Origin of the sequence: Acidaminococcus sp. (assembly GCA_022482815.1) — a bacterium.
Classification (GTDB): domain Bacteria; phylum Bacillota; class Negativicutes; order Acidaminococcales; family Acidaminococcaceae; genus Acidaminococcus.
Window position 1 is genome coordinate 2087125 of sequence record JAKVOM010000001.1, and the last position, 18833, is coordinate 2105957.

20 protein-coding genes and 1 riboswitch are annotated in these 18833 nt (G+C 49.2%); of the genes, 15 read left to right on the forward strand and 5 right to left on the reverse strand.

Annotation, left to right across the window (positions count from 1 at the left end):
- Nucleotides 1-3 precede the first annotated feature (3 nt).
- The 7 genes from dxs (at nt 4) to LKE33_09045 (ending at nt 6706) form a co-directional block, all read left to right on the forward strand.
- Entirely contained in the window at nt 4-1902 is a 1899-nt protein-coding gene (gene dxs, locus LKE33_09015; GenBank protein ID MCH3951054.1) for a 1-deoxy-D-xylulose-5-phosphate synthase, read from the forward strand.
- Between the two features lie 23 nt (nt 1903-1925).
- Entirely contained in the window at nt 1926-2699 is a 774-nt protein-coding gene (locus tag LKE33_09020) for a TlyA family RNA methyltransferase (protein MCH3951055.1), read from the forward strand.
- 12 nt (nt 2700-2711) lie between these two features.
- Nucleotides 2712-3587: an NAD(+)/NADH kinase gene (locus tag LKE33_09025; GenBank protein ID MCH3951056.1), complete on the forward strand. Its 876-nt coding sequence runs from the start codon at nt 2712-2714 to the stop codon at nt 3585-3587.
- 9 nt (nt 3588-3596) lie between these two features.
- Nucleotides 3597-4049 (forward strand): arginine repressor, encoded by a 453-nt coding sequence (gene argR / locus LKE33_09030; GenBank protein ID MCH3951057.1) that lies wholly within the window; start codon nt 3597-3599, stop codon nt 4047-4049.
- Between the two features lie 12 nt (nt 4050-4061).
- Nucleotides 4062-5753, forward strand: a complete 1692-nt coding sequence (gene recN, locus LKE33_09035) for a DNA repair protein RecN (GenBank protein MCH3951058.1) — start codon at nt 4062-4064, stop codon at nt 5751-5753.
- Between the two features lie 6 nt (nt 5754-5759).
- Nucleotides 5760-6329, forward strand: a complete 570-nt coding sequence (locus tag LKE33_09040) for an NUDIX hydrolase (GenBank protein ID MCH3951059.1) — start codon at nt 5760-5762, stop codon at nt 6327-6329.
- 116 nt (nt 6330-6445) lie between these two features.
- A complete protein-coding gene (locus tag LKE33_09045; GenBank protein MCH3951060.1) occupies nt 6446-6706 on the forward strand; it encodes a stage V sporulation protein S in 261 nt (86 codons plus the stop codon).
- 498 nt (nt 6707-7204) lie between these two features.
- On the opposite strand, the gene LKE33_09050 is transcribed toward LKE33_09045, so the two are convergent.
- From LKE33_09050 to LKE33_09065, 4 genes are read right to left on the reverse strand one after another with little or no spacing between them, the layout of a single operon-like run.
- Entirely contained in the window at nt 7205-8179 is a 975-nt protein-coding gene (locus tag LKE33_09050; protein MCH3951061.1) for an NrtA/SsuA/CpmA family ABC transporter substrate-binding protein, read from the reverse strand.
- Between the two features lie 20 nt (nt 8180-8199).
- A complete protein-coding gene (locus LKE33_09055; protein ID MCH3951062.1) occupies nt 8200-8925 on the reverse strand; it encodes an ABC transporter ATP-binding protein in 726 nt (241 codons plus the stop codon).
- Nucleotides 8925-9677: an ABC transporter permease gene (locus LKE33_09060; GenBank protein MCH3951063.1), complete on the reverse strand. Its 753-nt coding sequence runs from the start codon at nt 9675-9677 to the stop codon at nt 8925-8927. Before LKE33_09060 ends, LKE33_09055 begins: the two co-directional genes overlap by 1 nt.
- Nucleotides 9670-9930 (reverse strand): iron-only hydrogenase system regulator, encoded by a 261-nt coding sequence (locus tag LKE33_09065; protein ID MCH3951064.1) that lies wholly within the window; start codon nt 9928-9930, stop codon nt 9670-9672. The genes LKE33_09060 and LKE33_09065 overlap by 8 nt, the downstream gene beginning before the upstream one ends.
- A 409-nt stretch (nt 9931-10339) precedes the next feature.
- On the opposite strand from LKE33_09065, the gene LKE33_09070 reads away from it, so the two are divergent.
- Together LKE33_09070 and fba are read left to right on the forward strand one after the other, a co-directional pair.
- Nucleotides 10340-11704 (forward strand): MATE family efflux transporter, encoded by a 1365-nt coding sequence (locus LKE33_09070; GenBank protein MCH3951065.1) that lies wholly within the window; start codon nt 10340-10342, stop codon nt 11702-11704.
- Nucleotides 11705-11828: 124 nt separating this feature from the next.
- Nucleotides 11829-12758: a class II fructose-1,6-bisphosphate aldolase gene (gene fba, locus LKE33_09075; GenBank protein ID MCH3951066.1), complete on the forward strand. Its 930-nt coding sequence runs from the start codon at nt 11829-11831 to the stop codon at nt 12756-12758.
- Nucleotides 12759-12893: 135 nt separating this feature from the next.
- Here fba and LKE33_09080 read toward each other — a convergent pair whose 3' ends face one another.
- Nucleotides 12894-13784 carry an RluA family pseudouridine synthase gene (locus LKE33_09080; GenBank protein MCH3951067.1) on the reverse strand — a complete coding sequence of 297 codons (891 nt, stop codon included), beginning with the start codon at nt 13782-13784 and terminating at the stop codon, nt 12894-12896.
- A gap of 139 nt (nt 13785-13923) precedes the next feature.
- On the opposite strand from LKE33_09080, the gene LKE33_09085 reads away from it, so the two are divergent.
- The 6 genes from LKE33_09085 (at nt 13924) to dapG (ending at nt 18831) form a co-directional block, all read left to right on the forward strand.
- The gene (locus tag LKE33_09085) at nt 13924-14532 is read left to right on the forward strand and encodes a hypothetical protein (GenBank protein ID MCH3951068.1); all 609 of its coding nucleotides are present in this window, start codon (nt 13924-13926) and stop codon (nt 14530-14532) included.
- Nucleotides 14510-14965, forward strand: a complete 456-nt coding sequence (locus LKE33_09090) for a dUTP diphosphatase (GenBank protein MCH3951069.1) — start codon at nt 14510-14512, stop codon at nt 14963-14965. Before LKE33_09085 ends, LKE33_09090 begins: the two co-directional genes overlap by 23 nt.
- Before the next feature lie 12 nt (nt 14966-14977).
- Entirely contained in the window at nt 14978-15412 is a 435-nt protein-coding gene (locus tag LKE33_09095) for a hypothetical protein (protein ID MCH3951070.1), read from the forward strand.
- Nucleotides 15413-15483: 71 nt separating this feature from the next.
- Nucleotides 15484-15648, forward strand: a riboswitch (Lysine riboswitch).
- Nucleotides 15649-15751: 103 nt separating this feature from the next.
- Nucleotides 15752-16525 carry a 4-hydroxy-tetrahydrodipicolinate reductase gene (dapB, locus tag LKE33_09100; GenBank protein MCH3951071.1) on the forward strand — a complete coding sequence of 258 codons (774 nt, stop codon included), beginning with the start codon at nt 15752-15754 and terminating at the stop codon, nt 16523-16525.
- 35 nt (nt 16526-16560) lie between these two features.
- Nucleotides 16561-17592, forward strand: coding sequence for an aspartate-semialdehyde dehydrogenase (locus LKE33_09105; GenBank protein MCH3951072.1), 1032 nt, complete (start codon nt 16561-16563; stop codon nt 17590-17592).
- A gap of 18 nt (nt 17593-17610) precedes the next feature.
- Nucleotides 17611-18831, forward strand: coding sequence for an aspartate kinase (gene dapG / locus LKE33_09110; protein MCH3951073.1), 1221 nt, complete (start codon nt 17611-17613; stop codon nt 18829-18831).
- Nucleotides 18832-18833: the final 2 nt, after the last annotated feature.

Genomic DNA, 18833 nt, shown 5'->3' on the forward strand with positions numbered 1-18833 from the left:
CGCATGAGTTTACTTGAAACGATTCATTCCCCACAGGATTTGAAAAAACTCTCGATTCCACAACTGAATGCCCTTTGCGCAGAAATTCGCTCCCTGCTGATTGATGTAACAAGCCGCAATGGTGGACACCTGGCACCGAATCTCGGAGTGGTGGAACTGACGGTCGCCCTGCATAAGGTATTTTCCGCTCCACGCGATAAAATTGTCTGGGACGTGGGCCATCAGTCCTATGTCCATAAAATATTGACGGGGCGGTGCAAGGCTTTTTCGACACTACGCCAATACGGCGGCATCTGCGGATTCCCGAGACGGGATGAGAGTCCTTATGACTGTTTCGGTACCGGACACTCCAGTACATCCATTTCAGCCGCTTTGGGGATAGCCTTTGCCCGTGACCTTGCCGGCGACGATTACAACGTGCTGGCGGTGATTGGTGACGGCGCGCTGACCGGCGGTGAGGCGATTGAAGGCCTGAACAACGCAGGGGCCCTGAAAAAGCGTCTCATTGTCATTTTGAACGATAACGAGATGTCTATCTCGAAAAACGTCGGGGCCCTGTCGAGCTATCTCACTGATTTGCGGACAGCACCGACCTATTCCCGTGTCAAAGCGGATATCGAAAGCTTTTTGAAGAGCATTCCGACAATCGGTGATTCCGTGGCTAAAACGGTAGCACGGATCAAGGATAGTCTGAAATATCTGGTCGTACCCGGCATGTTTTTCGAAGATTTGGGTTTTACCTATCTGGGACCCGTGGACGGCCATGATATCCTTGTATTGATTGAAACGCTGCAGAAGGCAAAGACCCTGAACGGACCTGTATTCATCCATGTGATTACCAAAAAAGGCAAGGGGTATCCACCTGCCGAAAAATATCCTAATAAGTTTCACGGGACTGGTCCTTTTGATATTGCAACGGGGCAGAAGATTACTGCTAAGGACGCACCCCCTTCCTATACAAGCGTGTTCAGCAAGGCTCTGGTAGAGCTTGGCGCCAAAAATCGTAAGATTGTTGCCATCACAGCTGCCATGCGGGAAGGTACGGGGCTTGATGCCTTTGGAAAATTTTATCCGGACCGGTTTTTTGACGCTGCCATTGCCGAACAGCATGCGGTCACCATGGGGGCCGGTATGGCTGCCAACGGTTATCATCCGGTAGTTGCGATTTATTCGACATTTGCGCAGCGTGCTTTCGATCAGCTGCTGCATGACGTGGCGACGCAGAATCTGCCCTTTACGCTGTGCCTTGACCGTGCGGGGCTTGTCGGTGACGACGGGGCTACGCATCACGGCAACTTTGACCTTTCCTATCTGCGGCTCATGCCGAATATGACGATTATGGCGCCTAAAGATGAAAATGAACTGCGCCATATGCTTTGTACGGCTGTCAATTATAATGGCCCGACTGTACTGCGGTATCCGCGCGGCAGCGGACTCGGGGTGCCTGTGGATGAACCGATGCATACAATCCCGATAGGTGTCAGCGAACGTCTGCGCGAAGGTACCGATATGGATATCTGGGCAGTAGGTACGATGGTCGATACGGCAATGAAAGCAGCGGATCTGCTTGCCAAAAAAGGCATTTCCGCCGGTGTCGTCAATGGCCGCTTCATTAAGCCGCTTGATACCGAAGCACTGGAAAGTTCCGTGAAGGAAAAGTCTTATCTTGTCACGATGGAAGAAAACGCCCTGATTGGAGGATTCGGTGAGGGTGTGCTTTCCTTCCTTGAGCAAAAGATGCTGCTTACGGATAAACGCGTACTGATGCTGGGCATGCCTGACCGCTTTATTCCTCACGGAAACAAAGCGCAGCTGCTGAAAGATGTGGGCCTTGACCCGGAAGGTGTTGCTGCCCGCATTGAAGAAGATTGGAATTTATGGAAACGGGCTAAAAAAGCATGAAAAAAGAACGACTGGATGTTTTTTTGACTGAACAAGGATATTTCGAATCGCGGAGCAAGGCTCAGGCTGTGATTATGGCCGGAGAAGTTCTTGTGGACGATCAGAAAATAGATAAGCCGGGCACGATGGTGAAACCGGATGTAAAAATTACGCTCCTGGGTAAGAAGATGCCTTTTGTCAGCCGCGGCGGGTATAAACTCGACAAAGCCCTGAAGGTATTTCCCATCAGCGTGGATGGGAAAGTGGTGGCTGACCTTGGTGCCTCTACCGGCGGCTTTACCGATGTGGCTCTGCAGAACGGGGTGAAAAAGGTCTTTGCCATTGATGTCGGTTACGGCCAGCTTGCCTGGAAACTGCGCAATGATGAGCGCGTTGTCAATATGGAAAGGACCAATGTCCGCTATCTGGAAGCGGATTCCCTGGGAGAGCTCGTTGACGCTGTGACCATTGATGTGGCTTTCATTTCACTGGATAAAGTGCTTCCTGCAGCTTTTAAGATCCTGAAGGCTGACGGCTTCGTCATTGCACTTATTAAACCGCAGTTTGAGGCCGGGCGGGAGAAAGTCGGGAAAAAAGGTGTAGTCCGCGATCCTGCCGTCCATCTGGAAGTCATCCATAAAGTATTGGCACAGGCCCGGGAAATGGGCTTTATACCGCTGGGCCTTTCCTATTCTCCTATCAGGGGACCGGAAGGCAATATCGAATATCTGTTATATCTTGGAAAACAGGGCGAGGATCAGGTCCCGGATGATCTGCCTGCGCAGGTTGTCAAAGAATCACACGCTGCCCTGGAATGAGGGGGAGATTGCATGGAAGAGGTCCGTATCGGCATTTTTCCAAACCTGCAGAAACGCCTCGTAAGGGAAATTCTTCCCGCTCTGGCGGAGTACTGCAGGCGTGAACATGTCCATATCGTTTTTCCAAAAGAGATTGCGGCAAGCTATGAGCTTCCTGCTTATGATCAGGAAGATATCGAGTCTCTTAAGCTTCTTGATGTCGCACTGACCCTTGGCGGTGACGGTACCATTCTGCGGGCGGCCCATTATGTAACACCGGCCGGGATTCCGCTTATTGGTGTGAACCTGGGAAAGCTGGGCTTTCTTACGGAAGCCTCCCTGCCGGATCTCAAGTCAACGCTTCGGGAACTGAGGGACCGTCAGTATACCATTGAACGCCGCAGCATGCTGCAGCTGACACTCTTTGATAAGGGACGTATCATCAAGAAAGCTCATGCTCTGAATGATATGGTACTGGAAAGCGCGGACCGTTCCCGTCTGACGCGGCTCAAGCTGCGTATCGGCGGAGAACCGACCGCCAATTTTCCTTCGGATGGGCTGATTATCGCGACAGCTACCGGCTCGACGGCTTATTCGCTTTCGGCCGGAGGTCCGGTCGTGCATCCCTGTCTGGATGCCACTATCATTACGCCGATTTGTCCGCACGCGCTTCACGCGCGGCCGATAGTCATTCCTATGTCGGACAATATTGAGGTGGAACCTTATCCTCCCTTTGAAAAAATCATTATTTCCGCTGACGGCATGACCGTTTCCGGATTAGATGAAAAGCAGAAAGTAGTCATTGAGAAATGTCCCTTTGATGCCCTTTTTGCCAGAATCCGGCCTCTGTCCTATTATGCAACGTGGCAATACCGGATGCTGCGTAACGAAGGTCAGACCATTATTTAGAGGTGCCCTATGAAATTATCAAGACAGGAAGCTATTAAACAAATTATCAAAACCCAGACGATTGAAACGCAGAGCGACCTGGCCGAAGCTCTGAAAAAAGCTGGATTTAATGTGACTCAGGCCACGGTTTCCCGTGATATCAAGGACATGTTCCTAATCAAGATCCCTGATGAGGACGGGCGCTACAAGTATTGTTTTCCGACCGAACAGAATCAGATGATTACGCCGGAGCGGCTGAGAGATATGCTGCGCAGCTATACGCTGACTCTCAATACCTCCGAAAATCTCATTGTGCTTCATACCCTTCCGGGGATGGCACCGGCTGTTGCTTATGCCCTGGATCATCTGAGCTGGAGTGAGGTCCTCGGTACGGTAGCAGGGGATGATACCATCCTGATTGTTGTTGATAACCGGGATCATATCGAACAGGTCAAAACCAGAATTTTGCAGAAGAAAGGCTAAGGTGGAAACGCCATGCTTACTTCACTGGAAATCCATCATTTTGCCTTGATCGATCGGCTGCGGGTGGAATTTTCCGATGGGTTTAACGTATTTACAGGTGAAACGGGCGCCGGCAAGTCCATTTTGATTGATGCCCTTGGCATCGTCCTGGGCGGCCGTGCGTCCGCTGTATATTTACGGGACGGAGCGGATTCCTATGATATCCAGGCCATCTTTGACCTCAGCGATGCTCCGCAGGCAGAGGCTGCGTTAAAAGACCTTGCCCTTGACGGGGAAGATGATCTTTTGTTCCTGCGCCGCCGCGTTGCTGCATCTGGTAAAAGCCAGGCTTTTGTCAACGACCGTCAGGTCCCGCTCAAAGTTCTCTCCAGACTGGGGAGCCTTTTGGTCGATATTCATGGGCAGCATGAAAATCAGTTCCTTCTGCGTCCGGAGGCCCCGCTCACGATTCTTGACCATTATATCAAGGAGCTTGCGCCGGCCCTTGCTTCCTATCGAGAAGCCTACAATGCATATCAGGAGACATCCAAAGAGCTTCAGTATTGGCAGGGAAAGCATCTCCATCAGGGAGATGACCTGGCCCGCCTGGAAGCCGATATCAATGAAATAGAAGAGGCACAGATCAAAATCGGTGAAGACAGTGAGCTGCGGGATACCGTGAAGAAGCTGTCTTACCACGACAAGATTATGCAGGCCCTCAGTACAGCCCATACCCTTCTGGAAGGGGAGGAGGGCGGCGTCCTTGACGGAGTTACAGAAGCCCGTAAGGCAATCGATCAGGTGTCATCCCTTGATGAAACACTGGCTCCGCTCAGTGAATCCCTCGATTCTGCCTGGCAGACGCTGGAAGATGTCAGGCAGAACGTGGCCGACCGGCTTGCCTCTGATGAGGATGTTTCGGAGGCCCTGAACGAGGCACAGAGCCGCCTTGATCTGCTGTATCATCTGAAGCAGAAATATGGCGGCACCTTGGAAGCTGTATTATCCTATGCTGAAAAGGCAAGAGAAGAGTACGAAAGCCTCGAAAAACTTTCCGAAACGATTGAAAAGTGGGCTAAAGAGACAGAAGCCGCGAAGAAGATTATGCTGGAAAAGGCTGCGGCACTCACAGCGCTGCGCAAAAAAGGAGCAGAGGCTTTTTGCAAAGCCATGCTTCCGCATATCCATGATCTTGCCATGCCGGAAGGCAAAGTGGAAATCGCTTTTTCCAAGCTGCCTCAGTGTGGAAGGAATGGACAGGACGAAGCGACGTTCCTCTTTTCTGCAAACCTTGGCATGAAACCGCAGCCGCTCGGGAAAATTGCTTCCGGCGGCGAATTATCCCGTTTTGCCCTGGCTGTTAAGACTGTGCTGCTCGAAAAATTTGGTGTGCCCACTATGATTTTTGATGAAATCGATACCGGTGTGGGCGGCGTTACTGCGCAGAAAATGGCTGAAAAAATTGCCCTGATTTCTGCCAGACGGCAAGTCTTGTGTGTGACCCATCTGCCCCAGATTGCCTGCTTTGCGGATCGTCATCTCTATATTTCCAAGGCCGCTAAGGACGGCAGTACGGTCAGCAGTGTAAAAGTCCTGGATACGGAAGGTCAAGTGGAAGAATTGATGCGCATGACAAGCGGGACGCAGGTGTCGGAATCGGCTCGTACCAACGCTCGTGAACTGCTTGCCATGGCGGCAAGTTACAAAAATAAAATGAAGGAGTGACCCTGCATGCTGAAAATCATGCATGATAAGCGTTTGGATGAAAAAAAGGTAAGTTCTGAAAATATCTTCAGCGGTCGGCTGCTGCATGTATTTAAAGACACGGTATCTCTGCCGAATGGGCATGAGACCACGCGTGAATATATCCTGCATCAGGGTGCTGTCGCTGTGCTTCCGATTCTTCCGAATGGGGATATGATCTTTGTGCGGCAGTTCCGTTATCCCATCAATTCCGTGATTTATGAAGTGCCGGCGGGCAAATTGGAAAAAGATGAAGATCATCTGGAATGCGCTAAACGTGAGCTTTCGGAAGAAACTGGATACACGGCCCGGAACTGGATGTATCTTACAAGTATTGTCACGACGCCTGGATTTACCAATGAGACCATTCATCTTTATGCAGCTTCCGGGCTTGAAAGAGGACCGCAGCATCCTGATGACGACGAGTTTATTGATGTCAAGGCATTTCCGGAAGAACAGGTAAAGAGAATGGTCATGAATCAGGAAATTTATGATTCTAAAACCTTAGCAATTCTCTATGCTTATATGCTGAGCAAGGACAATTACACTAGTTTATAATTTAAAACAAACAATTTACAAAAAAAAACTAGTAAATTTTTATTTTTGTGTTATAATATGCTTAATTTAATTCTATGCTATCTCATCTTTCGATTCATTTAATGGGGGGACAAAAAATGGATGTACTAAAAGTATCTACTAAATCCAATCCAAACTCTGTAGCAGGTGCCTTAGCTGGCGTATTGAGAGAAAAAGGTAAAGCTGAGATCCAGGCAATTGGTGCTGGTGCCTTAAACCAGGCAGTAAAGGCTGTTGCCATTGCGCGGGGGTTTGTTGCTCCTCATGGAATGGATCTCGTTTGTGTACCTGCGTTTATTGACATCACGATTGATGGAGAAGAAAGGACTGCCATCAAACTGCTCGTTGAGCCACGCTGAGCAGTAAGAAATAGAATCCCCGGGGAAGGAAGCGGAGCTGGCTTGAGGTTCCGTTTCCTCCTCCGGGGATTTTGGTTTTAGAAATGTGGTTAGTGGTCAGTGGCAAGTGGTTAGTACGCTAGCGCAGGCAGGTTGTAAGGTGAAACAATAGGCAGGTAGCAGTTAGCAGATAGCAGTAAGCTGATAGCTGTGGCTGCTAGAGGATAAAAAGGCGCTTTTGGCTTTTGGCCTATGTCATTTAGCCTCGTCTGCAGCAGTGTAGTAAGACTTTTTTGAGCAAAATAAAAACCTAAAATTTAGCAGCTAACCCAAATTTTAGGTTTTATTTTTCTAAGTTCGTAGAAAAATGCCCTGGCAATTTTTCTTCTACGGGCGACCCGCGTCCAGCGGCCAGCGACCGGTGTAACAGGGGCTGTGAAATAATGCACTCGCATATTTCACAGCCCCTGTTTTGTCATCATTTCATTGCTTTTATAATTTTAAGTCATCACCGGCAAATTACTTTACGAATAAGCTGTCTACGTCTACTTTATTTTCCATCATCTTGGAAGAGACGAGGAAGTCCTGGGTCTTTTTGAGGGATTCAATGGCTTCCGGTGTGATGTCCATGCTGAAATTATACAGACCGTACATGGAGCGAACGGCTTTTTCATCAAGTTCCGTTGCTTTCATGGTAGCTTCCAGGGCTTCTTTCTCATGATCTTTCATGTAAGCCAGGGTTTCTTTTTGAACAGCGAGGAACGTATCAACCAGGTCTTTGTGTTCTTTCAGGAATTTACCGCTCGTTGCCGTGACGGTGAGCCCGGATACCAGACTTTCACCCGTTGTAACTACATGGAGCCCTTTTTGTTCGCTCTGGTAGGCAAGCGGACCTGCGAGCAATGCGCAGTCGGCAGAACCATTTTCAAGAGCGGCGCGGGCATTGGGCAGTCCCATGGAAACGAATTTTACATCATTCATGCTCATACCGGCCTTCTGGAGGTAAGCTGCCAGTAACTCATGCAGGATGGTTCCTTTCGGACCGGCAATCGTTTTACCTTTCAAATCCTGCGCAGATTTAATAGAAGGATCTTTGGAGAAAAGTTTAAAGGCTTTTGGAGCCTGGGAATATAAGCTGATGATTTTGATATCGGCTCCGTTAGCTGCGGAAAGCAGCACAGAAGAACCGCCTACACAGTTCAGGAACTGAATGTCGCCGGAAGCCAGGGCAGCAGTCTGATCGGCGCCGGAAGTAATAGTGGAATATTCAGCAGTAACGCCTTTTTCCTTGAATTTTTTCTCAAAGCTTTGGTTCGCTTTTTCTACAATAGAAGGAACGTTCAGCGGTGCCTGTACATAGGTGATGCTTACCTTTTCAACCTTGGGGGCAGCTTCCTTTTTGGTTTCTTGTTTACCGCCGCACGCAGTCAGCATTAACGCTGCAGCGAATACTCCAATGACCCCTAATACTCGTTTTTTTAGCTTTTTGTTCATCTTTGTCATCCTTTCCCGTTTTACTTTTTATATGAATCATCTGTCTGCAGCGCGTCGAGCAGACGCCGTTTCAACAAAATGAATTCAGGAGAGAGTAAGTCCCGCTTGGTTTCACCCGCTGGTACTTCTTCTTCAAATGTAAAATTTCCGTTTTCCAAAACAAGAATTGTATCGGCGAGGTTCAGCGCTTCTTCTACGTTATGAGTTACAAGAATCAGTCCCAGATGCAGCTGGTTTTTCATGTCCATCAGTTCCTGCTGCAGGCGGAGGCGCGTAAAATAATCAAGAGCCGCAAAGGGTTCATCCATCAGGATGACCCGCCGATTCATGGCGAGCGTTCTTGCGAGAGCTGTCCGCTGCTGCATGCCGCCCGAAAGTTCATGCGGGTAACGGTCTGCCGCATCCGTCAGATGTACCAGTTTCAGCAGTTCATCAATGCTGCGTCCGCCGCTTGCTTCCCGTTTTCCCAGGGCTACATTCTGCCGGCAGGTCAGCCAGGGCATAAGCCGCGCCTCCTGAAACATCATGCCAAAGGAATGCTCGGGCGGCCAGTAGATGGTTCCCTCATCGGGTGTTTCCAGTCCTGCCATCAGGCGAAGCAGCGTCGTTTTTCCGCAGCCGCTTTTCCCCAAAATAACAGTACAGGCATCCAGCGAAAACTCGTGCGAAAGATGAGAGAGCACTGTATGTCTTTCAGCATTTTCGCCGTAGGATTTGGAAAGGTCTCGAATCACTAAATCTGCCATCAGGCGTGCCTCCTTTCATAAGGAAGGAGATACCAGGTCAGAAAGGAGAAAATTCCGTCAATCAGAAATCCCAGCGCACCGATAGCAAGGATTCCGATAATGACCTTATCGCTTCGGCTCATTGTCTGAGCATCGAGAATCAAAAAACCGAGGCCGCTGTCGGCGGCAATCATTTCAGCACCGATGATGGCGCGCAGGCTGTAGCCCATACCTACTTTGACACCTGTTAAAATGTAGGGAAGCGCAGAAGGAACACGAATCTTCCAGAGCTGTTCCAGCCGCGTCATGCCAAGCATCTTTCCCAGTTCCAGCAGCTTCGGATCGCAGCGCCGGATACTTTCTTCCATGTTGAGATAGATAGGGAAAAAAGTAGCCAGGACGATAATAATTGTCTTTGGCGTTTCGCCGATGCCAAACCAGAGAATCAAAAGCGGAATCAAAGAGAGGGGCGGGATATGCTGCAGTACCGAAAATAATCCTCTGTCCAGTTTTTTCAGTACCGGAACCAGCAGCGATGCAATGGAAAAAATCGATGCCAGTCCGAAGGCCCATACGAAGCCCCAGAACACGCGCCGCAGGCTGATGATAGTGTGCTTCAGGAGTTCTCCTGAGGCGAGCATACGCTGCGCCGTTGCAAGCACTTGTTCCGGCGGGGGAAGGATGTACGTACTCCACCTTCCCGAAGCGACAGCGGCCTGCCAGGCTAACAGCAGGATGACAAAGGGAATCAGCGGAAAAAGTTGTTTACGCATGAGCTTCCGGCATTTTAGCATAGGCAATCTTGGCCGTTACCCCTTCCAGACGGCCGATTTTGCCGGATGCCTGACTGATTGTATCCTGGGGCGCATCCATTACGACACTGATAATGTGGATTTTGCGTTCCCGGTAGGGAAGCCCCATCCGACCGATAATCCAGCGGCCGTATTCATGCAGGATAGCGTTTACTTTTTCGGCAGCCTCGGGATCTTCCACAATAATTCCAATAAGTGCGACACGGGTTTCCATAGTTCCTCCTAACATAAAAAAACGCATCTGACATGCAGATGCGGTCTGGTACAGGCGGCGAAAACAAAGTTGAAAGGTCTTATCCATGTCAGCTGTTTCCGGCAGAGCCTGTCTAATTATTTTCCTGCATCTTGCATCGCAACCCAGTTTTGATGTGAGATGATAGCTAATCTCATTTTAGATTTTATTTTTCTGTCCGTTGAAAGTATACGTCATCTGAGCTTAGTTTGTAAAGAGCAGCGGACGTGCCCACTGGCTTTTCCTCACGAAAAAGAGTATCTATATAGTAGTCTGAGGGTGGTGATAATGGAGGTTGTTCTTTTTTCAAAAGCGTAAAAAGTAAACGGCTCTATTTTCGATTCTTTGTGCTAGAATAGGGGAAAACTGGGTGTAAAGGAGGGGGAAGGACTTGAATCAAAAAGAAAAAGAAGCAAAAAAATTGCATGAAATGCTGGAAGCTCCCCTGGATCGCCTGATTGTCAAACTGGCCGTACCTTCTGTCATCAGTATGCTGACGACCAGCTTTTATAATACAGCGGATACCTTTTTTGTCAGTAAATTGGATACGAGTTCCACGGCGGCTGTAGGGATTACCTTTGCCACGATGTCGATTCTGCAGGCCGTAGGATTCTTCTTCGGCCAGGGCTCCGGCACCTATATGTCCAGGGAGCTGGGCGCTTCCCGCCGTGAACATGCGGAAATTATGGCTTCTACAAGTTTTTTGTATGCTTTTACCATCGGGTGTGTTCTCCTTGTGCTGGGCCGCATTTTTGCACCTGAAATTGCCCGGATTACCGGTTCTACACCGACGATTCTTCCTCATGCCATCGCTTATCTTTCCATTATTGTCCATGGCGCTCCCGTCGTGCTTTGTTCTTTTCTTATGAATAATCAGCTGCGTTTCCAGGGCAGTTCCGCCTTCGGCATGATCGGCATCATGTCGGGCGGCGTTTTAAACGTCTTTCTGGACCCGCTTTTTATTTTTTCCTTTGGCATGGGCGTTGCCGGAGCCGCTCTCGCTACAGTGCTCAGCCAGTGTGTCAGTCTTTGTATCCTTCTTGCCATGGCGCGTCAGGGCGGGAATATCCCGATTCGGATCCGGAATATGCATCCCTCTGTGAATTTGTTTAAGGAAATCGTGGCCGGTGGTATTCCTTCTCTTTTCCGGCAGGGACTCAATAGTTTTTCTACGATTTGCCTTAATGTCTCAGCCGGTGCTTTTGGTGATGCTGCCATTGCCGCAATGTCCATCGTGACGCGTCTGATGTTTATCGGGACTTCCGTCGTCATCGGTATCGGTCAGGGCTTTCAGCCGGTCTGCGGCTTCTGCTACGGCGCTGGAAAATACATCCGGCTGCGGAATGGCTTCCGTTTTGGCCTGAAAATCAATATTATTCTCAGTTTCCTTGCTTCACTATTCGGCTTTTTGAATGCTGATTTCATTTTGCGCCTTTTCCGGGATGATCCTCTGGTCATTCAGATTGGCGTGCTTGCCCTGCGCGCCCAGTGTCTTACCTTTATGACAGCGAGTCTCATCATTATCAGCAATATGACGCTTCAGGTAACGCGTAATACGCGGGGCGCTGTCATGATTGCGGCAGGACGCAGCGGATTGTTTTTAATTCCTCTTGTATTGACGCTTCCGCGTATTTTTGGACTCTATGGTCTTGTTGTCTGCCAGCCGCTTGCCGATATCTGTTCCTTTTTGCTGGCGTCGTACCTCATCCGGCTCTTCTTTCGGCGGCTGCCCCGGGAGGACAGATGCGGTGAGTGATTACAGGTTTGCAGCCTGTCAGGGACGCAGCTGGATGGATTGACTTGCGCCTGTACATTTTCTGTAATCCGGCGTGCAATTATGGTATAATGAAATTATCTAGAAAGAGCTAGGAGGATGTAAAATGCCATTAGTTACTTCAACTGAAATGTTCAAAAAAGCTTATGAAGGTCATTATGCTGTCGGTGCATTCAATGTTAACAACATGGAAATTGTGCAGGGCATTGTCGATGCCGCCAAAGAAGAAAATGCTCCGCTGATTCTCCAGGTTTCTGCCGGTGCCCGGAAATACGCTAAGCATAACTATCTGATTCATCTGGTACAGGCAGCTTTGGAAGACACCGATCTTCCGATTTGTCTCCATCTGGATCATGGTGCTGATTTTGACATCTGCAAAGCTTGTGTAGATGGTGGTTTTACGTCCGTTATGATCGACGGCTCCAAGCTGCCGTTTGAAGACAATATTGAAGTGACGAAACGGGTAGTTGATTATGCCCACAATAAGGGTGTAGTCGTAGAAGCTGAACTTGGTAAACTGGCCGGCGTCGAAGATGCAGTCAAGGTGAACACCAAGGATGCGACCTATACGGATCCGGACCAGGCTGTTGAGTTCGTAGAACGTACCGGCGTTGACTCCCTTGCCATTGCTGTGGGTACGAGCCATGGCGCCTATAAGTTCAAAGGCAAACCGGAACTGGATTTCCCTCGCATTGAAAAGATTTCCAACCTGCTGCCGGGATTCCCGCTGGTTCTGCATGGCGCTTCCACGGTTATTCCTGAATTTGTGGAAGAATGCAATAAGTATGGCGGCAAGCTGGACGGCGCACAGGGCTGCCCTGAAGACATGCTGAGAAAAGCAGGCACTATGGGTATTTGCAAGATCAATATCGATACGGACCTGAGACTTGCCATGACGGCTTCGATTCGTAAATATATGTATGAACATCCGGAAGACTTCGATCCGCGTTCCTACCTCGGCAAGGGCCGTGAAGCCATCAAAGCGATGGTAAAACATAAGATCCGTGACGTATTGAACTGCTCCGGCCGCGCTTAAGTCTTTCTGATGGGGCTGCGGCTTCTCACAAGTAGTTAACAGCAAAAGGCTGTGAAGAAATGAATGCTCGTTTCTTCACAGCCTTTTTACGTAACCAGCCGGATACGGCCGTCCTGTTTTATGCGCAAATGGAATTTATATATATTTGCGGATCTTATCAGCAGGCAGCGCTTTTCTCATGACTTCCTTCATATCGTCCGGCAGCGGTGCTTTGATGGTGATGGGCTTTCCGGTCAGCGGATGAACAAAGGAAAGGGCGTAGGCGTGCAGCAGATGACGCTGCTGGGGCTGCGGTCTGCCGTACAGGCTGTCTCCCATCAGCGGATGCCCTGCGGCCGCGCAGTGCACACGGATTTGGTGTGTTCTTCCGGTACTCAGCACAAAACGGACCAGCGAGATACCATTCCCTTCTGCCAGTACTTCGTATTTTGTTTCTGCCGGCCGGCCTTTTTCATAGTCAACCATGCGTTCGATGATGGAGCCTGGTTTTCTCGCGATGGGGCCGTCCATGATTCCTGCTTTCACATCCCATCTGCCTTCCGTTAAACCAAGATAGACTTTTGTGAGCGGGCGGTTTGTCATCATGTGGTGGATACAGGCATTTTTCGCGAAGAGAACAAGGCCTGATGTTTCCTTATCCAACCGGGAAACGGGGTGCACGGCTGCAGCAATCTCTTTTTGCCGGTAATACCAGGCTACACGGCGGGAGAGGGCACTGATTCTTTCTTTTCCTGGGTTATGGGTGAGGAGTCCGGCAGGCTTTGCCACGGCAAGCAGTACGTTGTCTTCATACAGGACAGACACAGCGGTTTCTTCCGGGAGCAGTGCTGACGTTTCCGGCAGGAAATCCCACTCTACCCGGTCTCCGGGGCCAAGCATACAGTCTCTATCCTGAGCGAGACCATTTACTCTTATGGTGCCTGACATTTTCAGTTTTTTCCAGTAGCGGTCAGAAATCCCATACTGCTTAAGCAGTGTCTTCAGCCTGATGGGTGCGGCATGACCGGGAAGCGTGAATTGAAACATCGGATTTCCTTTCTATGCAGGAGGGTCTTTTCCAATTAAGTCCCGATTCGGGGACGTAAAAATATTTGACTATCTATTCCCGATTGGGTAATATGAGGAGAGCATCATTGATTTTTCCGGAGAAAGAACGAGGAAGTTTATGAAGAAGCAAATTCTGGGCCTGACGCTGTCACTGCTTGCTCTTTGCGGCGCTTCCCGCTGCTTTGCCAAGGATGATACCGCCTGGGACCTTGTACAGGAAAATAAAGCGGGTATCTATTATGTCAGCAGGGAGTCTGTGGAAAAGACGCTCAAAAAGCCGGAGGCCCCGCAGGTCTATAAGGTGCGGACAAAAGCTGTCTTTAAAGATGAGCCTTTTATCCGGCTCTTGAATGAACATTTTGGCAAGAAGCTGAAAGAAGGGGATTCAGCTTCCAGCTGCGAGCTTATTTTATCACTTAATACGGAAGATGACACCTACCGCGTGGAAAAGGTGGAACTCTTTTCAAAAAAAGGAAAAAGGCTGGTGAAAAAGTCACTGGAGGAAGAGTTCCAGACCATTCCTCAGTCCACTTACGTATCTGTGCTCGAAAAAAAGCTGAAAGAGCAGAATACGGCACCTGTCACTCAAGAAAAGAAAGACAGCGATGGCACTGAAGACAAAAAGGATAAGGCTGATTCTAAAGACAAAATGAATCAGACCGGCGTCAAAGACAAAAAGAATCAGAAAGGAACGACTATAAATAATGACGAAAGTAAGAGGATTTGAAAAAATTTCAGCCTATAAAGATAAGGAATTTCCGATGCCGCGCCGCCAGACGAAGGCTTCTGCCGGGTATGATATCTATCTGCCTGATGACGCTGTGATTCCGGCCCATGGGCAGACCATGGTTCCTACGGGTGTCAAGGCGTACATGCAGGGTAATGAATATCTCGGCATCCATATTCGTTCCAGTATGGCCATCAAACGCCACTTGCGTCTTTTAAACAACGAAGGTATCGTGGATGCCGATTACTATAACAATCCTGACAATGAAGGACATATTATGCTGGCTCTTGCCAACGATACGGATGAGGATATCGTCCTCAAAAAAGGGGAAAGGGCCGCTCAAGGGATTTTCTATTCCTATTTGCTGGCCGATGACGACGATAAGGCTCCCAAGGCCGATAGGAGCGGCGGCTTCGGCAGTACTTCAAAATGAGGGTGATTAATTATGGATGAACAAAAGATGATTTCCCTGGTCAATACCATTGGAGATGCCGGGGGATATAAAATTATCGAATGGTTTAAACTGTTTCCTGATGACCGGGAGCAGGCACTGCGCGAATATCTCTATCTCAAGGTTTATCTGATCCGGATGGCACTGCACCAGACAGGGACCAATCTCACGGATGATGAGTACCGTCTTTTCTGTGCACACGTGGCGGATGCTTACCTCGCTCAGCCCAATGACTACTACGGGGCGACGCCGCAGGGACTTCTCGAAGCACTTCAGGCCTATGAGGGTCATTCCTGGAAAGAGCTGATTTCTATCTTTGCAGAAAGAAGCGGAATCAGTGCGTCCATCTATGCCAGACGTTTTGTATCGGATTTAACAGATTTGTTCACGAATCTGATGGCAAATCTTAGAGTTGCCCTTAAATCGTGAAAAATTATGCTAAATTTTCGGAATAGCATTGACATATTGAATCAAATTTTCTATACTGTACACATAACTTAACAAGAGATAGAGGCGCGGGACCTAAAAGTAATCTCCGGAGGGACACCGTAGAAGGGGATGAAAGGAGCGACCGCCGAAGTGCTGATCCGGGTACGGAGAGGCGCTGGGCCAACGGTTAACAGCTGTTGGACTGTCGCCAGAATTGGTGGAGAGCTATCATGTGAAGTAGAATGATGTGTGCCCGTTACATTGGGTCGGTTCTTACGGTCATTGGGATGGTTCTCAATGATCGATTTTTTTTGCTAGTCTGGAAAAGGGATGAATCTTATGATCAAAGTACTCGTCAACGGAGCTCTTGGAAAGATGGGTTCCACTGTAGCAAGAACCGTAGTTGAGCAGGATGATATGGAATTGGTCGCTGCCGTTAATGATCACGGCGCCGGAAAACCCGTGGCGGGGGTTGTTGTTGAAAGTAACCTGGCCGAAGCTATTGCTGCTCACCATCCGGATGTAGTTGTAGATTTCACAAGGCCGGATGTCGTCATGGACTGCCTGCGGACTGTACTGAACGCTAAAGTCAATGCTGTGGTGGGGACTACAGGATTTACGCAGGAAAATCTTGATGAACTGAAAGCTCTGGCTGAAAAAAATAATGTGGGCTGCCTGATTTGCCCGAACTTTGCCATGGGCGCTGTACTCATGATGAAAATTGCCGCGGAAGTAGCAAAATATTTTCCGAAAGCTGAAATCATCGAGCTTCATCACGACCAGAAACTGGATGCACCTTCCGGAACCGCAATTCTGACAGCACAGAAAATGGCTGAAGCCCGCGGCGGAGGATATATTGCTCAGGGCCGCCCCGATGAAGTGGAAAAACTGCCGCATGTAAGAGGGAACGATTTCCAGGGCATGAGGATCCACTCGGTACGTCTTCCCGGTTTCGTAGCTTCCGAAGAAATCATTTTCGGGAGTACAGGTGAAACACTGACAATCCGGAACGATTCCATTAACCGTGACTGCTATATGCCCGGCGTTATGCTCGGCTGCCGGACCATGGTGAAACGCAAAGGTCTGGTTTACGGACTTGACGCTATTTTATAAAGATTATTTAGAAGACTTGAAGGGAGAAAACAAAAATGAAGGAATACAATCTTGCGATTCTGGGTGCAACGGGTGCCGTTGGTCATGAATTTATCAACCTGTTGAACGAAAGAGACTTTCCGTTCAAAAATCTGAAACTCTTGGCTTCTTCCCGCACGGCAGGTACGGAACTTACCGTCCGCGGCAAAACCTATAAAGTTGAAGAAGCAACGGCCAACTCCTTTAACGGGGTTGATGTAGCTTTGTTTGCCGGTGGTTCCATCAGCAAGACCTTCGCTCCGATTGCCGTCAAGGCCGGTGCTGTTGTCATCGATAACTCCAGCACGTACCGCATGGATCCGGAAGTTCCCCTGATTGTTCCTGAAGTTAACCCGCAGGATATTACGAAACATAAAGGTATCATCGCCAATCCGAACTGCTCCACAATCATTATGGTAATGGCGCTGAAACCGATTTACGATCTGGCCCGTATCAAGAGAATCATCGTTTCCACCTATCAGGCAGCCTCCGGGGCCGGCAAGGATGGTTTGGATGAACTGGAAAACCAGATTAAACAAGCCGCTGCCGGTGAAGAAATGACTGCCAAGATTTTCCCGATGGCCAAAGCTGAAAAGCACTTCCCGCTGGCTCTGAACCTGGTACCGCAGATTGATATCTTCCTGGATAACCTTTATACCAAGGAAGAAATGAAGATGGTCAATGAAACGAAGAAGATTTTCTCCGATTATGATATGAGAATTACGGCTACGACGGTTCGTGTTCCTGTCTACAGAAGCCACAGTGAATCTGTGAACGTGGAACTGGAACATGATGTACAGCTGGAAGATATCCGCAAAGCATTGAGCAGCTTCCCGGGTGTTGTTCTGCAGGATGATCCTTCTCAGCAGATTTACCCGATGCCGCTTTATACTTCCGGTCTGAATGATGTATATGTAGGCCGTCTGAGACGCGATGAATCCGCACCGAACAGCTTCAACTTCTGGTGTGTAGGCGACCAGATCCGCAAGGGCGCCGCACTGAACACGCTGCAAATTGCGGAAACGATGGTTAAGAACGGTTGGCTCTGATAAGGAGGGGCATTTTCGATGAATATTATTGTACAAAAGTTTGGCGGTACTTCTGTTGCCACTCCGCAAACGCGCCAGCTTGTTTTAAAGAAAGTAAAGGAAGCTATCGATAATGGGTATGCCCCTATCGTAGTTGTATCTGCCATGGGGCGGAGGGGTGACCCGTATGCAACGGATACGCTCATCGATATGCTGAAATCTGTCAATGAATCACCTGATGTGCATGAACTGGATTTGATGATGGCCTGCGGGGAAATCATTTCTTCGACCGTTATGGCCGCTACCCTGCAGAAGGCCGGGCTCAATGCCCGGGCCCTGACAGGCGGTCAGGCTGGTATGATTACGGACAGCCGTTACGGCAATGCCCGCATCAAAACGGTCAAGGCAAAACATTTGAAAGACCTCGTATCTCAGGGCGTAATTCCTGTCATCTGCGGTTTCCAGGGCGTAACTGATGATAACCTCAATATCACCACACTGGGCCGCGGCGGCAGCGATACGTCGGCTGCAGCCTTCGGCGTGGCCGTCGGCGCTGATAGAGTCGAAATCTATACGGATGTAGACGGCATCATGACAGCTGATCCGCGCATTGTTTCCGATGCCCAGATCATCAAACATATTTCTTACGATGAAATTCGCGAGATGGCTCACCAGGGTGCTAAAGTCATTCATCCGAGAGCGGTTGAAATCGTCATGCGCTACGGCGTTCCCATGGTCGTAAAGAGTACCTTCTCTGATGCACCGGGGACACTGATTACCGCTGATGACCAGATTGAAACGATTGAAGAGCAGGATGACGTAGAGAGCAATCACGCCAGCGGTGTAGCCAATATGATGAATCTGGCTTTCTTCCAGGTTTCCCTGAAATCCGGGGAATCAGCAAACGGCAGCAGATTGTTCAGAGCCCTGGCTGACGGCGGTGTCAGCATCGGCAGCTTCAGTATGCAGCCAGGCTCCCTGATGTTTGCTGTTTACTCCGAGGCAGCTCCCAAGGCAGAAGAGATCCTGAAATCGTCCGGTTACACATACAAACTGATTCCAAACTGTGCCAAGGTTACTGTCGTCGGTTCCCGTATGGGCGGCGTACCCGGCTATATGGCCCGGTTTGTCAGCGCCTTAACGGATGCAGATATTGAGATCCTTCAGACTACGGACTCGGATAACATGATTGCCGCTATCATCAAGGATTCACAAGTAAAAGAAGCAGTGAATGCGCTTCATCACGCATTTAAGTCTTAAGG

What these genes read in the sequence shown, in the direction of transcription:
- LKE33_09065 (MCH3951064.1), bottom strand. Translation starts at nt 9,930, where the DNA reads ATGGAAACCCGTGTCGCACTTATTGGAATTATTGTGGAAGATCCCGAG.
- LKE33_09055 (MCH3951062.1), bottom strand. Translation starts at nt 8,925, where the DNA reads ATGGCAGATTTAGTGATTCGAGACCTTTCCAAATCCTACGGCGAAAAT.
- LKE33_09060 (MCH3951063.1), bottom strand. Translation starts at nt 9,677, where the DNA reads ATGCGTAAACAACTTTTTCCGCTGATTCCCTTTGTCATCCTGCTGTTA.
- LKE33_09095 (MCH3951070.1), top strand. Translation starts at nt 14,978, where the DNA reads ATGGATGAACAAAAGATGATTTCCCTGGTCAATACCATTGGAGATGCC.
- LKE33_09080 (MCH3951067.1), bottom strand. Translation starts at nt 13,784, where the DNA reads ATGTTTCAATTCACGCTTCCCGGTCATGCCGCACCCATCAGGCTGAAG.
- LKE33_09040 (MCH3951059.1), top strand. Translation starts at nt 5,760, where the DNA reads ATGCTGAAAATCATGCATGATAAGCGTTTGGATGAAAAAAAGGTAAGT.
- recN (MCH3951058.1), top strand. Translation starts at nt 4,062, where the DNA reads ATGCTTACTTCACTGGAAATCCATCATTTTGCCTTGATCGATCGGCTG.
- LKE33_09085 (MCH3951068.1), top strand. Translation starts at nt 13,924, where the DNA reads ATGAAGAAGCAAATTCTGGGCCTGACGCTGTCACTGCTTGCTCTTTGC.
- LKE33_09045 (MCH3951060.1), top strand. Translation starts at nt 6,446, where the DNA reads ATGGATGTACTAAAAGTATCTACTAAATCCAATCCAAACTCTGTAGCA.
- LKE33_09050 (MCH3951061.1), bottom strand. Translation starts at nt 8,179, where the DNA reads ATGAACAAAAAGCTAAAAAAACGAGTATTAGGGGTCATTGGAGTATTC.
- LKE33_09025 (MCH3951056.1), top strand. Translation starts at nt 2,712, where the DNA reads ATGGAAGAGGTCCGTATCGGCATTTTTCCAAACCTGCAGAAACGCCTC.
- dxs (MCH3951054.1), top strand. Translation starts at nt 4, where the DNA reads ATGAGTTTACTTGAAACGATTCATTCCCCACAGGATTTGAAAAAACTC.
- LKE33_09090 (MCH3951069.1), top strand. Translation starts at nt 14,510, where the DNA reads ATGACGAAAGTAAGAGGATTTGAAAAAATTTCAGCCTATAAAGATAAG.
- dapG (MCH3951073.1), top strand. Translation starts at nt 17,611, where the DNA reads ATGAATATTATTGTACAAAAGTTTGGCGGTACTTCTGTTGCCACTCCG.
- argR (MCH3951057.1), top strand. Translation starts at nt 3,597, where the DNA reads ATGAAATTATCAAGACAGGAAGCTATTAAACAAATTATCAAAACCCAG.
- fba (MCH3951066.1), top strand. Translation starts at nt 11,829, where the DNA reads ATGCCATTAGTTACTTCAACTGAAATGTTCAAAAAAGCTTATGAAGGT.
- dapB (MCH3951071.1), top strand. Translation starts at nt 15,752, where the DNA reads ATGATCAAAGTACTCGTCAACGGAGCTCTTGGAAAGATGGGTTCCACT.
- LKE33_09105 (MCH3951072.1), top strand. Translation starts at nt 16,561, where the DNA reads ATGAAGGAATACAATCTTGCGATTCTGGGTGCAACGGGTGCCGTTGGT.